Annotated in this window: 17 protein-coding genes and 1 pseudogene; 5 read left to right on the top strand and 13 right to left on the bottom strand. The window is 66.8% G+C overall.

Going from position 1 to position 12,751, the window contains the following annotated elements:
- On the bottom strand, nt 1-286 hold a 286-nt coding region (locus VFW69_RS14935; protein ID WP_526502283.1), incomplete at its 3' end, for an SDR family NAD(P)-dependent oxidoreductase.
- Nucleotides 287-383: 97 nt separating this feature from the next.
- Here VFW69_RS14935 and VFW69_RS14930 point away from each other — a divergent pair.
- From VFW69_RS14930 to VFW69_RS14920, 3 genes are read left to right on the top strand one after another with little or no spacing between them, the layout of a single operon-like run.
- Nucleotides 384-1,334: a class I SAM-dependent methyltransferase gene (locus VFW69_RS14930; protein ID WP_526502282.1), complete on the top strand. Its 951-nt coding sequence runs from the start codon at nt 384-386 to the stop codon at nt 1,332-1,334.
- A gap of 10 nt (nt 1,335-1,344) precedes the next feature.
- Nucleotides 1,345-2,259 (top strand): class I SAM-dependent methyltransferase, encoded by a 915-nt coding sequence (locus VFW69_RS14925; protein WP_526502281.1) that lies wholly within the window; start codon nt 1,345-1,347, stop codon nt 2,257-2,259.
- A 21-nt stretch (nt 2,260-2,280) separates the two neighbouring features.
- Entirely contained in the window at nt 2,281-3,195 is a 915-nt protein-coding gene (locus tag VFW69_RS14920) for a class I SAM-dependent methyltransferase (protein ID WP_526502280.1), read from the top strand.
- A 50-nt stretch (nt 3,196-3,245) separates the two neighbouring features.
- Here the strand turns inward: VFW69_RS14920 and sppA are convergent, their stop codons facing one another.
- Nucleotides 3,246-5,021 (bottom strand): signal peptide peptidase SppA, encoded by a 1,776-nt coding sequence (gene sppA / locus VFW69_RS14915; RefSeq protein WP_526502279.1) that lies wholly within the window; start codon nt 5,019-5,021, stop codon nt 3,246-3,248.
- Between the two features lie 38 nt (nt 5,022-5,059).
- Between sppA and VFW69_RS14910 the strand changes: the two genes are divergently transcribed.
- Entirely contained in the window at nt 5,060-5,986 is a 927-nt protein-coding gene (locus VFW69_RS14910) for an LLM class flavin-dependent oxidoreductase (protein WP_526502278.1), read from the top strand.
- Here VFW69_RS14910 and rplO read toward each other — a convergent pair whose 3' ends face one another.
- The 10 genes from rplO to rplN form a co-directional block, all read right to left on the bottom strand.
- Nucleotides 5,987-6,430, bottom strand: coding sequence for a 50S ribosomal protein L15 (gene rplO, locus VFW69_RS14905; protein ID WP_526502277.1), 444 nt, complete (start codon nt 6,428-6,430; stop codon nt 5,987-5,989).
- Nucleotides 6,427-6,645, bottom strand: a complete 219-nt coding sequence (rpmD, locus tag VFW69_RS14900; protein WP_526502276.1) for a 50S ribosomal protein L30 — start codon at nt 6,643-6,645, stop codon at nt 6,427-6,429. Before rpmD ends, rplO begins: the two co-directional genes overlap by 4 nt.
- Complete coding sequence (gene rpsE / locus VFW69_RS14895) at nt 6,642-7,325, bottom strand: 30S ribosomal protein S5 (RefSeq protein ID WP_526502275.1); 684 nt, start codon at nt 7,323-7,325, stop codon at nt 6,642-6,644. Before rpsE ends, rpmD begins: the two co-directional genes overlap by 4 nt.
- A gap of 22 nt (nt 7,326-7,347) precedes the next feature.
- Nucleotides 7,348-7,716, bottom strand: a complete 369-nt coding sequence (gene rplR, locus VFW69_RS14890) for a 50S ribosomal protein L18 (protein WP_526502284.1) — start codon at nt 7,714-7,716, stop codon at nt 7,348-7,350.
- 41 nt (nt 7,717-7,757) lie between these two features.
- Complete coding sequence (gene rplF / locus VFW69_RS14885; RefSeq protein WP_526502274.1) at nt 7,758-8,297, bottom strand: 50S ribosomal protein L6; 540 nt, start codon at nt 8,295-8,297, stop codon at nt 7,758-7,760.
- A gap of 22 nt (nt 8,298-8,319) precedes the next feature.
- Nucleotides 8,320-8,718, bottom strand: coding sequence for a 30S ribosomal protein S8 (gene rpsH / locus VFW69_RS14880; protein WP_526502273.1), 399 nt, complete (start codon nt 8,716-8,718; stop codon nt 8,320-8,322).
- Nucleotides 8,719-8,803: 85 nt separating this feature from the next.
- Complete coding sequence (locus VFW69_RS14875) at nt 8,804-8,989, bottom strand: type Z 30S ribosomal protein S14 (protein WP_007167851.1); 186 nt, start codon at nt 8,987-8,989, stop codon at nt 8,804-8,806.
- Nucleotides 8,990-8,992: 3 nt separating this feature from the next.
- Nucleotides 8,993-9,571: a 50S ribosomal protein L5 gene (gene rplE, locus VFW69_RS14870; protein WP_526502272.1), complete on the bottom strand. Its 579-nt coding sequence runs from the start codon at nt 9,569-9,571 to the stop codon at nt 8,993-8,995.
- Nucleotides 9,571-9,888 (bottom strand): 50S ribosomal protein L24, encoded by a 318-nt coding sequence (rplX, locus tag VFW69_RS14865; RefSeq protein WP_067102759.1) that lies wholly within the window; start codon nt 9,886-9,888, stop codon nt 9,571-9,573. The genes rplE and rplX overlap by 1 nt, the downstream gene beginning before the upstream one ends.
- Nucleotides 9,889-10,257, bottom strand: coding sequence for a 50S ribosomal protein L14 (gene rplN, locus VFW69_RS14860; protein ID WP_003403649.1), 369 nt, complete (start codon nt 10,255-10,257; stop codon nt 9,889-9,891).
- Between the two features lie 327 nt (nt 10,258-10,584).
- On the opposite strand from rplN, the pseudogene VFW69_RS14855 reads away from it, so the two are divergent.
- A pseudogene (locus tag VFW69_RS14855) lies at nt 10,585-11,472 on the top strand (adenylate/guanylate cyclase domain-containing protein); the annotation flags it as partial.
- A gap of 32 nt (nt 11,473-11,504) precedes the next feature.
- Here VFW69_RS14855 and VFW69_RS14850 read toward each other — a convergent pair.
- A partial coding sequence (locus VFW69_RS14850; RefSeq protein ID WP_526502271.1) for an HNH endonuclease signature motif containing protein occupies nt 11,505-12,751 on the bottom strand: 1,247 nt, incomplete at its 5' end.

The raw sequence follows: 12,751 nt of genomic DNA, 5'->3' as shown, positions 1-12,751 counted from the left end.
TGGGCATCGCGGCATTGTTGATCAGCACGTCGATGCCGCCGAGCGCGTCCCAGGCCCGCAGCGCCAACTCACCCAGCGTCGACGTGTGGGCCAGGTCGGCCACGAACGTGGCCGATCCGGGTGAGGTGTGCCGGCAGCCGGCCAGCACCTCGCCCAGCCGATCCCGGCGGCGCGCGATCAGCCCCACTACCCCACCCCGGGCGGCCAGCTGTCGCGCCAGGGCCGCACCCAATCCCGAAGAGGCACCCGTGATGAGCACCCGTTTTCCAGCCGCCGCGTACACCATCAGTAAAGGTTGCCGCGAATCGCGGGAAGCGTACAGTGGGGAAAGCTTGTTATATTGGCTAAATATTAGATTGACTACCTCCGATAGGGGCACAACCATGACTTCCACCAGGTACGAAGGCGACACCTGGGACCTGGCGTCCAGCGTCGGCGTGACCGCGACGATGGTCGCGGCGGCCCGCGCCATGGCCACCCGCGCCGACAACCCGCTGATCAACGACCCGTTCGCCGAGCCGCTGGTCAAGCTGGTCGGCGTGGACCTGCTCTCCCGGCTGGCCAGCGGCGAGCTGGATCCCGCCGAGTTGAACGACGTCCACGACGGCGCCGCGGGGTCCGCCGGGGCGATGTCGCGGATGGCCGACAACATGGCGGTCCGCACCAAGTTCTTCGACGAGTTCTTCCTGGACGCGACGAACGCGGGTATCAAGCAGGCGGTGATCCTGGCCTCCGGGCTGGATGCCCGCCCCTACCGGTTGGCGTGGCCGGCCGGGACGGTGGTCTACGAGGTGGACCAGCCGCAGGTTATCGAATTCAAGACCCGCTCGCTGGCCGACCTGGGGGCCGCCCCCAGCGCCGAGCGGCGAGTGGTGGCCGTCGATCTGCGCGACGACTGGCCCACCGCGCTCCGCAACGCCGGCTTCGACCCGTCGGAGCCCACCGCGTGGAGCGCCGAGGGGCTGCTCGGCTACCTGCCGCCCGAGGCGCAGGACCGCCTGCTGGACACCATCACCGAGCTCAGCGCGCCGGGGAGCCGGCTGGCCACCGAAAGTGCCCCCAACCCCGAGCCCGGCGACGAGGAGAAGATGAAGGTCCGCATGCAGACGATCTCCGAGCGCTGGCGTGCGCACGGTTTCGAGCTGGACATGGCGGGGCTGGTCTACTTGGGCGACCGCAACGAGGCCGCGCCGTACCTGGCCGATCGCGGTTGGCGGCTGGACAGCGCCAGCATCAGAGAACTGTTCGCGGCCAACGGACTTGACCCGCTCACCGACGACGACATGCGCATGGGCGAGATGCTGTACACCAGCGGCACGCTCAGCGAGAAATAGGAGCAACCGGATGACCACCGAGTCGGGACGCACCGACGGTGACAGCTGGGGTCCGGCGCACAGCGTGGGAGCGACGGCCACCATGGTCGCCGCCTCGCGCGCCGTGGCGTCGCAGGGGCCCGATGCCCTGCTTGACGATCCACTGGCCGACCCACTGGTGCGCGCCGTCGGGCTGGACCCGTTCATCCGCATCGTCGACGGGGAGATCGACTTCGAGGATGACCCGCTGTTCAACCGCAAGGCGCGCGCCGAGCAAATCACGGTGCGCACCAGGTTTTTCGACGACTTCTTCACCGGCGCAACCAAAGACGGTGTGCGACAGGCGGTGATCCTGGCTTCCGGACTGGACACCAGGGCCTATCGCCTACCGTGGCCGGCGGGCACCGTCGTCTACGAGATCGACCAGCCGGAGGTCATCGCCTTCAAGACCGACACGCTGGCCGGCCTCGGTGCCGCGCCGACCGCCGAGCGCCGCACCATCAGCATCGACCTGCGCGACGACTGGCCAGCGGCCTTGCGCGAGGGCGGATTTGACGTCACCCAGCCGACCGCGTGGAGCGCCGAAGGGCTGCTGCCCTACCTGCCGCCCGAGGCCCAGGACCGGCTGTTCGACAACATCACCGCGCTCAGCGCGCTGGGCAGCAGGCTGGCGACCGAACACGTGCCCGACCCCCACGCGTTCTCCGACGAGCGCCTGGCGCGCATCTCCGAGCGCTGGCAGCGCTTCGGCTTCAACATGAACGCCGCCGACCTGTTCTACCGGGGCGAGCGCAGCGTCGTCGTCGACTACCTCACTCAGAAGGGCTGGCAGGTCACGCCGTCGACCGCCCGGGAGTTGTACGCCCGCAACGGTTTCGAGTTTCCCGAGGACGAGATGGCGGCCACCTTCGGTGAGATGAGCTACGTCGCCGCCAGCCTCAAGTAGGCTCGGGTTAGGGTTCTGACTATGTCACGCACTCACGACGATGAGTGGGATCTGGCGTCCAGCGTCGGCGTGACCGCGACCATGGTCGCGGCCGGGCGTGCGATGGCGACCAAGGACCCCCGCGGTTTGATCAACGATCCGTTCGCCGAGCCCCTGGTGCGCGCGGTCGGGATGGAATTCTTCACCAAGATGATGGATGGCGATCTCGATGTGGATGCGATCGAGAATTCCTCCCCGGTGCGTATTCAGTCAATGGTCGATGGAATGGCCGTGCGCACCAAGTACTTTGACGATTACTTCGTCGATGTCACCGGCGGCGGGGTGCGTCAGGTGGTGATCCTGGCCTCCGGGCTGGACTCGCGCGCCTACCGGTTGCCTTGGCCGGCCGGCACGGTGGTCTACGAGATCGACCAGCCGCGGGTGATCGAGTTCAAGAGCACCACACTTGCCGATGTGGGTGCCGAGCCGACCGCATCGCGGCGCACCATTCCCATCGATCTGCGCGCGGACTGGCCAGCCGCGCTGAGAGCGGCGGGATTCGACACGGCGGCGCCGACGGCCTGGCTGGCCGAGGGACTGCTGATCTATCTGCCACCGGAGGCCCAGGATCGGCTGTTCGACAACATCACCGCGCTCAGTGCGCCCGGCAGCACCATCGCCACCGAATTCGTGCCCGGCATCGTAGATTTCGATGCGGAACGGGTGCGCGAGATGTCCGGTTCATTCCGGGAGCACGGCGTCGATATCGACATGGCGTCGCTGGTCTACGCCGGCGAACGCAACCACGTCGTCGACTACCTGTCCAGCATCCGATGGCAGGCCGAGGGCGTGACCCGGACGGAACTCTTCGAGCGCAATGGCATCGAGGTGCCCCCACCGGAGAACGACGACCCCCTCGGCGAAATCGTCTTCATCAGCGCCAAGCTTCGAGGCTAGTGGCGATCGCAAGCGCGGCGTAGCCGGGCGCAGCGGGTCGCCACCGTCGGCTAAAGTCGACGGGGTCCCACCCACAGCGCGCTTGCCCCACTGTAGGACCGTTCGACGTTGTCCAGGATGCCGGCGATGGTGCGGCCCAGCAGCGCGCCGAGCGCATCAGGCAGCGACGCTGCGGCAGGTTGCGAGGAGGCTCGCGGCCGCAGCATGTCCAACAGCGATGCGCCCGGGTAGGTCACGATCCGCACATCGGTGTCCTCGTCCAGTCCGGCAAGGATTTTCGCCCGGCGCAGCGCTGTTCGGAAGCCGCCCAGTTCGTCGACCAGGCCCCGCTCGCGTGCGTCGGCACCGGTCCACACCCGGCCCCGGGCGACGCGATCGACGGCCTCGGTGGTCAGATTGCGGCCGTCGGCGACCCGCTCGAGGAAATCCGCGTACACCTGATCGGCTTCGGCCTCGCGGTGGGCGCGCTGTTCCGGGGTGAACGGCGACTCGATCGACCAGGCATCGGCGTTGGCGTTGGTACGCACGGTTTCCAGCCCGACGCCCAACCGCTCCAGCAGATCGCGAATCACCAGCTTGCCGGTGAACACGCCGATCGAACCGGTGATGGTTGCGGCGCTGGCCACAATCGCGTCGGCGGCCACCGCAATGTAGTAGCCGCCGGATGCGGCGACAGCACCCATCGACGCCACCACCGGCTTGCCCCGTTTGCGAGCCCTTTTCACTTCGCGCCACAGGGTTTCCGATGCCGTGACGGAGCCTCCGGGGCTGTTCACACGCAGCACGATCGCGGACACCGATTCGTCGGCGGTGGCTTCCCGCAGCGCCGATGCGATGGTATCGCCGCCGACGGTGGAGGCACCGAACGGCAGGAACTGGGGTCCACCACGCCCGTCGACGATCTCGCCGTCCACGTTGATGACCGCCACCGTCGGCTTGGCGCGGCGTCCGGGAACCGACGGCACCGGCGGAGCCAGCCGTGACCGGGCCGCTCCCGCGTATCGCGACACGTACAGCCGAGGTGGTGTGTTCTCGTCGGAAATATCCTCCGCCCCAACCATTTCCGCGATGCGCTCATAGGCTTCGTCCCGGAAGCCGATCCGGTCGACCAGGCGTGAGGCGACGGCATCCTCGCGCAACAGCGGGGCGCGATCGGCCAGCGCGTCGATCGCAGCGGCGTCGAGCTTGCGTGAGTCCGCCACCGCTTCCCACACCTGCTCTTGCAGGCTCTGCAACATCCGGGTGACGGCCTCGCGGTGGGCCTCGGTGAAGCCGTGCTCGGTGTAGCGGTTTACCGCCGACTTGTATTCGCCACGCGCGACGAATTGGGGTTCGATGCCGGCCTTGTCGAACGCGTCGCGCAGGAAGGTGGCATTGCTGGCGAAGCCGATCAGGCCTACGCTTCCAGCCGGCTGCATCCAGACCTCACCGAAGGCCGAAGCCAGGTAGTACGACAACGTGCCCGGGTAGGTCTCGGCCCAGGCCAGTGACGGCTTGGCGGCGGTGAAAGCGACGACTGCCTCGCGCAGCTCCTGCACCGCCGCCGACGGCGACGGCGTGAGTTGCACACGGGCGATCAGCCCGGCGACCCGCGGATCCTCGGCCGCCCGGTGGATAGCGGTCACCATGTCGCGCAGCGCTGTCGGCCGGCTCCCCCCGCTGATGATGGCCAGCGGATCAAAGCCTGACGTCTCCGGTGGCATCGCGCGCAGATCCAATTCGAGGACGCAGCCGTTGGGCACGCCGTGATGGCGGGCGGTATCGACCCGTCCGGCCAGGGCCCGAACCTCGTCGACGCCGGGGATCGAGGGCAGGAAAGCGAACATGTCTGCAGACTACCGATGCACGGCCGTACCGTGGTCGGGTGAGCTTTGCCATCGCGATCCCGCAGTTCGACTACGACGGCTTCGACGGAGCGGGGCTGCGCACTTTTCTCGCGCGCGCCGAAGAGCTCGGATTCGAGGGCGGCTGGCTGCTCGAGCAGATCATCGGGCCCGCACCGCTGCTGGCGCCGCTGGAGCTGCTGGCGTATTGCGCGGCCTGCACCGAGCGGCTGCGCCTGGGCGTCGCGGTCCTGGTGACGTCGTTGCACGACCCGCTGCAATTGGCTTCGGCCGCCACCGCCGTCGACCGACTGAGCCACGGCCGGCTCGACATCGGTGTCGCACCCGGTGGCGGTAGGCGGAATTTCGCTGCCTTCGGCGTGGACAAGGACACGTTCATCTCGTACTTCACCGAGGGCCTCGAGCTGATGAAGGCGGCGTGGTCCGACGAGCCGAGGGTGACGTTTCACGGTCGATTCCGCGACGTCGACGACCTGCCGATTCAGCCCAAGCCGGTACAGCGGCCGCACCCGCCGATCTGGTTCGGGGGCCTCGCGCCCAAGGCGCTGGCCCGCGCGGTGCGGCACGGCGACTCATTCCTGGGCGCCGGCTCGTCGACCACCGAGGCGTTCGCCGGGGCAGTGACCGTCGTGCGCCGCGAGCTCGACGAGCAACAGAAAGACCCCACGAATTTCACCATCGGAAAACGGGTCTACCTGATGGTCGACGACGACGCTGCCAGGGCCCGGGAACGAGTGCTCGACGGGCTGGACCGCATCTACGGACGGATGCCCGGCGTGCAGGACGTACCGGTGTCCGGCACACCCGACGACGTGGTGCGCGGGTTGCGTGAGGTCATCGACGCCGGGGCGCAGATGGTGCTACTGAATCCCGTCGGCATCGACGCCGGCGAGAACCGCGAGCAGATGGAACGCCTTGCCGCGGAAGTGATTCCGCAGCTGAGCTAGCTAGGACAGCTCTGTCGCCGAACCGCCTGCGGCGGTGATCTTCTCGCGTGCGCTGCCGCTGAACTTGTGCGCGGTCACCTCGAGCTTGACCGTCAGCTTGCCGTCGCCGAGGACCTTGACCAGCGAGTTGCGGCGAACCGCGCCCTTGGCCACCAACTCGTCCACGCCGATCGAACCGCCCTGCGGGAACAGCCGATTGAGGTCGCCGACGTTGACGATCTCGTACTCGGTGCGGAACCGGTTGCGGAAGCCCTTCAGCTTGGGCAGCCGCATGTGGATCGGCATCTGGCCACCCTCGAAGGTCGCCGGCACGTTTTTGCGTGCCTTGGTGCCCTTGGTACCGCGACCGGCGGTCTTGCCCTTGGAGCCCTCACCGCGACCGACCCGGGTGCGGGCGGTCTTCGAACCGCGCGCGGGCTTGAGATCGTGCAGCTTGATCGTCATTTCTTGCTACCTCCGGTGCCCGTGGCCGTCGCCTCGGCCGGCGCCACCTCGACGAGGTGGCTGACCACCGCGATCAGGCCGCGGGTCTGCGCGTTGTCCTCGCGGATCACCGAGTGGCGAATCCGCCGTAAGCCCAGGGTGCGCAGGGACTCACGCTGCTTCCAGCGGGCCCCGATGGTGCTGCGCACCTGGGTGATCTTCAATTGACTACTCACGGTTGTGCCCCCGAAGCCTGGGCCTCTCGTGCCGCCGCACTGGCCATCGCGTCACTTTCGCGGCGCGCCTTGAGCATTCCGGCCGGCGCAACGTCCTCGATGGGCAGGCCGCGGCGAGCGGCCACCTCCTCGGGACGCTGCAGCAGCTTCAGCGCAGCGACGGTCGCGTGCACCACGTTGATCGCGTTGTCGCTACCCAGCGACTTCGCCAGGATGTCGTGCACGCCGGCGCATTCCAGCACCGCTCGCGCCGCGCCACCGGCGATGACACCGGTACCGGGGCTGGCCGGGCGCAGCAGCACCACGCCGGCGGCCGCCTCGCCCTGCACCGGGTGGGTGATCGTCCCGCGGATCAGCGGCACCCGGAAGAAGCCCTTACGGGCCTCCTCGACGCCCTTGGCGATGGCCGCGGGATCTTCCTTGGCCTTGCCGTAGCCGACACCGACCTTGCCGTGGCCGTCGCCGACGATCACCAATGCGGTGAAGCTGAATCGCCGACCACCCTTGACCACCTTGGAGACACGGTTGATCGCGACAACCCGCTCCAGGTAGTTGCTCTTGTCGCCGTCGCGGTCGCGGCCGCCGCGACCGCCGTCGCCACGGCGACCGCGGTTGTCGCGGTCACCGCGCGAGTCACGGCTGTCGCCGGCGCCTTGTCCGCCGGCCGGCTGCTCCGCCATTATGCGGTCCTTCCAGTAGTCATCAGAATTGCAATCCGTTCTCGCGTGCGGCATCAGCCAGCGCCGCGATCCGTCCGCCGTAGGTGTATCCGCCACGGTCGAAGACCACGCTGTCGATGCCGGCGGCCTTGGCGCGCTCGGCGATCAGCTGGCCCACCCGCACGCTGCGGGATTTCTTGTCTCCCTGCAGGCTGCGCACGTCGTCCTCGATCGACGACGCGGCTGCGACCGTGGTCCCGTTCTCGTCGTTGACGAGTTGCACATGAATGTGTCGCGCGGACCGGTTGATCACCAGCCGCGGACGCTGCGGGGTACCGGCGATCTTCTTGCGCAGCCGTGCGTGCCTACGCAGCCGGGAGACGCGCCGAGTCGCGGAAACGCTCTGCCCCACCGGCTTTCGCGCGGCGGTGTCAGCTTTTGTTTGCGCCATGATTACTTACCTGTCTTTCCGACCTTGCGGCGGATCTGCTCACCCTCGTAGCGCACACCCTTGCCCTTATACGGGTCGGGGCGGCGCAGACGGCGGATGTTCGCCGAGATCTGGCCGACCTTCTGCTTGTCGATCCCGGTGATGGTGAACTTCGTCGGCGACTGGACGGCGAACGTGATGCCGTCCGGAGCCTCGATCACCACGGGGTGGCTGTAGCCCAGCGCAAACTCGAGGTTGGAGCCCTTGAGCTGCACCCGGTAACCGACGCCGAAGATCTCCATGTTGGTGGTGTATCCCTGAGTCACGCCGGTGACCAGGTTGGACACCAGGGTGCGCGACAGTCCGTGCAACGAGCGGTTACGCCGCTCATCGTTCGGGCGGGCGACCACGATCGCGCCATCGTCGTTGCGCGACACGGTGATCGGCTCGGCCACGGTCAGATCCAGGACGCCCTTGGGGCCCTTCACCGACACCTTCTGACCATCGATCGTCACGTCGACTCCGGACGGGACCGGAACCGGCTGTTTACCAATGCGAGACATAGTGTTTCGTTACCTCCCCGCCCTACCAGACGAACGCGAGGACTTCGCCGCCCACGCCCTGCCGGGCTGCCTGGCGGTCGGTCAGCAGGCCCGAGGAGGTGGAGATGATCGCCACACCCAGGCCACCGAGCACGCGCGGCAGATTGGTGGATTTCGCGTACACCCGCAAACCGGGCTTTGACACGCGGCGCAGGCCGGCGATGCTTCGCTCCCGGCTCGGCCCGTACTTGAGCTGAACGATCAGCGACTTGCCGACCCGAGCATCCTCGGTCCGGTAGTCGGTGATGTAGCCCTCGCTCTTGAGGATCTGGGCGATGTTTGCCTTGATCTTGGAGTGCGGCAACGTCACCTCGTCGTGATACGCCGAATTGGCGTTGCGCAGACGTGTCAAGAAGTCTGCGATCGGGTCCGTCATCGTCATGACAGCGTTGGTACCTTCCTCGCGATGGTTCCCGGTCCGGGCCTGTCGCGTACCTTTTCTCGGTTGGTCTTGGGGGTTAGGGCTGTTACCAGCTGCTCTTCTGCACGCCGGGCAGTTCGCCCGCGTGCGCCATCTCGCGCAGGCAGATCCGGCACAGGCCGAATTTGCGGAAGACCGCGCGCGGGCGGCCGCACCTGTTGCAACGCGTGTAGCCGCGCACCGCGAACTTCGGCTTGCGTGCGGCCTTGTTGACCAGTGCCTTCTTTGCCATCGCTCAGACTCCTCTTTGAGGTTCTTCCTTGAAGGGAAAGCCGAGGGCCCGCAACAGCGCTCGTCCTTCGTCGTCATTCGTCGCCGAGGTGACGACGTTGATGTCCATGCCGCGGACCCGGTCGATCTTGTCCACGTCGATCTCGTGGAACACCGACTGCTCGGCTAGCCCGAAGGTGTAGTTACCGACACCGTCGAATTGCTTGGGCGAAAGCCCGCGGAAGTCGCGGATACGGGGCAGCGCAATCGAGGTGAGCCGGTCCAGGAACTCCCACATCCGATCCCCGCGCAGGGTGACCCGCGCACCGATCGGCATGCCCTCACGCAGTTTGAACTGCGCGATCGACTTGCGCGCGCGACGGATCTCGGGGCGCTGCCCGGTGATCAGACCCAGGTCGCTCACCGCGCCGTTGATCAACTTCGCGTCCCGCGCCGCATCGCCGACACCCATATTGACGACGACCTTGGTCACCGTCGGGATCTGCATGACGTTGGCGTAGCCGAACTGCTGCTGCAACGAATCACGAATCTCGCTGCGGTAGCGCTCTTTCAGGCGCGGCTGAACTTTTTCTGCAGTACTCATCAGATGTCCTTGCCGTTGCGCTTGGAGATACGAACCCGCTTGCCGGTCTCCTCATCGAGCCGGTAACCGACGCGGGCGGGCTTACCGTCCGAGTCGACGACCATCACGTTGGAGACGTGGATGGGGGCTTCCTGGGTGACGATGCCGCCCGACTGCGCTCCGCGCTGGTTGGTCGAGATCGCGGTGTGCTTCTTGATCCGGTTGACGCCCTCGACCAGCACTCGGTCGCGTTCCGGGTAAGCCTGCAGCACCTTGCCTTTGGCGCCCTTGTCCTTGCCGGCGATGACCAGGACGGTGTCGCCTTTACGGACCTTCATTTACAAAACCTCCGGGGCAAGCGAGATGATCTTCATGAACCGCTTCTCGCGCAGTTCGCGGCCCACCGGCCCGAAGATGCGCGTCCCGCGCGGGTCGTTGTCGGGCTTGATGATCACCGCGGCGTTCTCGTCGAACTTGATGTAGCTGCCGTCGGGACGCCGGCGCTCCTTGACCGTGCGCACCACGACGGCCTTGACGACATCCCCACGCTTCACGTTGCCGCCGGGAATGGCGTCCTTGACGGTGGCGACGATGACGTCACCGATGCCGGCGTAGCGTCGCGACGAACCGCCGAGCACGCGGATGCACAAGATCTCCTTGGCGCCGGTGTTGTCGGCGACCTTCAGCCGCGATTCCTGCTGAATCACTCGATCTCCTGACCTGGTTGCGTGTGCACGGCAGGAGAACCCACCTGGGTGAGCATTCGGCGGGCATGACCCACCAAAAACCTGACGTGCGCGGTCTTTGTCACCGAAGGGCACGCGGGGCCGATTCGCACCGGCCGAGGTCTGCCCAAGGCAACCCCTAGAGTCTAGGGGACGACCAGCTCAGAGCCAAATTCTGCGCGAAGCCGACCGAGATCGGTTCCGTCATCATTAGATGAAGGCGTCGAATCGCCCTAAAACACTTCACCGGAACCCCCTTGAACAGCGGAAACGTCTGCTGAGCCGCTCGCTGAGAACTAGACGTCCGCAATGTTCTCGGAGACGCGCTACGCGATGAACGGGGACTTGCGCGTCGCCTACCGCGCATCACGCAAGCGCGAGCGCGACATCGTGTTCGTGCCCGCGTGGTTCAGCAACTGTGAGGCGTTCCCCGAGCTGCCGTTGCTTCAGGGCTGGCTCGAGGCGATGACGTCACTCGGCCGAATGATCTTCTTCGATCAGCCGGGCACCGGTGTATCCGACCCTATTGACCCGAGCGCGATGCCGAGCTTGGAGCAATGGGCCGACAGCATCACAGCGGTGCTCGATGCCCTCGGCAGTCGCGAGACCGTGCTCCTCGCTGCCACATCCGCCGTAGCGCCTGCGGCGCTGTTCGCCGCGACGCACCCGTCCCGCACGACCGCACTCGTCATACTCGAGGGCTTTGCGGGTCATTTCGGCTCCCCTACGGATGGATGGACGCTTGAGCAAAGCGAAGCCACCGTGGTTGCTATGTGGGAACAGGCGAGCACCACCACGCCATCAATCCGGACATGCCATGGAACGAGGAGGTTCGGGCGGGGGCCTTGCACGTGTCGAACGCTTGGCCGTGAGTCCGAAAACCCTGCGGGTCATGCTGCCAGTGAGCAGCCGAACGGACGCGCGGTCGGTCCTTTCAACAATTCGTGTTCCGACAGTCGTTCTTCACCACGCTGACGGGTGCGCGCGGGACTGCACACCGGCGAGTGCGAGGTCCGGGGCGACGACATCGGCGGGATCGGCGTGCACATCGGCGCGCGCGTGAGCGCACTCGCCGAGCCGAACGACGTGCTGGTGTCGAGTACGTTGCGCGACTTGGTGATCGGGTCAGGACTCGAATTCGAGGAGCGCGGCACTCGCCAGCTCAAGGGCGTGCCCGGCGAATGGCGTCTGTTCGCCCGTCGCCTCTGCGTAAAAGGTTTGCCCGTCAATCAGAATGGCGGCGGATCATCGTCGCCATCGGCCGGTGGTGCGGGACCGAAGTACGCGGCCTCGCGTTCTCGACCTTTCTCTTGCCGTGCCTCGCGGTTGTGGCGCCGTTCGGTGGCGATGCGCGCGGCGCGGTTTTGGGCCCGGGTGGTGCGGCGTTTGGGCATCATCGCGGTGCGGTCGGCGCAGCGTTCGGGCCTGGGTAGGGGGGATGCAGGCGCGTCGCCGGTGGGGGCGCAAAGGCTGGGAAACAGCAGCGCGCTGCCCGGGGTAGTGACGTAGGTCTGCCCGTCGGGCAGAGTCCAAATCACTGTCCCGTTAGGCAGCTGCCAGTCGCGCCAGCCCCAGAACGTCTTCATCAAATGGTGAAGACGGCACAGCGCCTTCAGGTTCGATGCATGGGTAGCGCCGCCGTCGGCGTACGGGATCGTATGGTCGACATCGCATTCCGTGGCCGGACGGTCACACCCCGGGGCTCGACAGGTCACATCTCGGCAGCGCACGAAGTCCGCCAGTTTGGCCGAAGGGGTGTAGCGGGATTCGGCGGCCGCCGGTGCGATCAGCGGTACCAGCCGTGCCGACTTGGCCAGCTCGGCGACCACATCGGCCGGGATAAGACCCTCAATGCCGGGCAACGCAGCCGGGGTGGACCCGCGGCCCTCCAGGCTGGCCTGTTCGGCGATCACGTGGATCACCACGTTGCTCTTGAGCGCCGACGCACCCCCGGCACAGTCACCACGCCCGCAGCCACACACCAACCGTTGGGCACCGGTGGCCAACGCCCCCAACGCATCAGCTCGTCGCTGCGTGGCGGTCCGCGGATCGGCGTCGCACACCGTGGCGGCCAACTCATCGAGGCGGCGGTCGAGGGCTTTGCCGTCGGTGGCAAAGATGCTGCCGGTCAGGTATGCCATACCCGAATCATTGGACAACACATCCACATAGCGATCGGCGACCGCTTGCTGGGCGCGACGCACCGCATCCGCATCCACGACGGCCACCACTCGGTCCACCGCGGCAGCCAGCCCGCTCCGGGTCAGCGACGGGCGCCGCGACATCAGCACCGCCAACTGCGCATCCACTTTTTCCAGCACGCCGGCATCGGTGATCAAGTCGGTGCGAAACACGATCGTCTGAAACGCCCGATAGTCGATGTGGCCGGCCCGAAAGACCTTACCGACCTGCGGCAACCGATTCCGCATCGCCATGGCATACCGCAAGTAGCTATGGCCCATCGCGACGCTGCACC

Source organism: Mycobacterium sp. (genome assembly GCF_036273375.1).
Classification (GTDB): domain Bacteria; phylum Actinomycetota; class Actinomycetes; order Mycobacteriales; family Mycobacteriaceae; genus Mycobacterium.
This window is presented reverse-complemented; position numbering and strand designations above follow the sequence as displayed.